Origin of the sequence: Paraburkholderia sp. UYCP14C (assembly GCF_004197395.1) — a bacterium.
Taxonomy (GTDB): Bacteria; Pseudomonadota; Gammaproteobacteria; order Burkholderiales; family Burkholderiaceae; genus Paraburkholderia.
Window position 1 is genome coordinate 1 of record NZ_SELS01000294.1, and the last position, 842, is coordinate 842.

Annotated in this window: 1 protein-coding gene; it reads left to right on the plus strand. The window is 57.7% G+C overall.

Annotated features, from left to right (window positions below; genetic code table 11):
- Positions 1–68 precede the first annotated feature (68 nt).
- On the plus strand, positions 69–788 hold the full coding sequence (locus EVC45_RS44910) for an IS6 family transposase (protein ID WP_129964395.1): 720 nt from the start codon (positions 69–71) through the stop codon (positions 786–788).
- Positions 789–842 lie beyond the last annotated feature (54 nt).

Here is an 842-nt window from a genome sequence, read left to right on the forward strand (position 1 = left end):
GGCTCTGGTGCAAATAGGGCCGGCGAATGGGTTAGAGTTGTCGGAACAAAACGAACCGACGAGCCGCGATGAGCAAGCTGAAGAGTCCGGAGAAGTTGTTCGGCGGACGCCATTTTGATCGGGAGATCATCATTCTGTGCGTTCGCTGGTACCTGCGCTACAAGCTCAGCTTTCGCGATCTGGTCGAGATGATGGCCGAACGGGGATTGTCGCTGGCTCACACGACGATTCTGCGCTGGGTGAGGCGGTATACACCCGAGTTCGTCAAACGCTGGAACCGCTTTGCTACACCTGCGGGTCGCTCGTGGCGTGTCGATGAGACTTACCTGAAGATTCGCGGCAGGTGGGTCTACCTGTACCGGGCAGTGGATCGGGTGGGCCAGACGGTTGACTTCATGCTCAGAGCCCGACGCGACGTGGCTGCGGCCAAAGCTTTTTTCAGCAAGGCCATCAAGCGTCAGGGCCAGCCGCCGGAGACCATCACGCTCGACGGCTATGCCGCCTCGCACCGCGCGGTGCGCGAAATGAAGACCGATGGTCTGCTGCCTGAAGACACGAAGGTCCGGTCCTCAAAATATCTGAACAACGTGATCGAGCAAGACCATCGCCACATCAAGTCAAGAACGAACGTGATGCTTGGGTTCAAGCGATTCGGGAGCGCCGCGACCACGATTTCAGGAATTGAGTTGACGCATCGCATTCGCAAGGGGCAGTTCGATCTCGCGAAGCTCGGCCTCAAGGAGGCCGCTGCGCCCGCCGTATGGAATGCGGTCCTGTTTGATCGATAAGCTTTCCTACCTATATGAGCTTTCTCAACCCGCTTACCTATTTGCACCAGAACC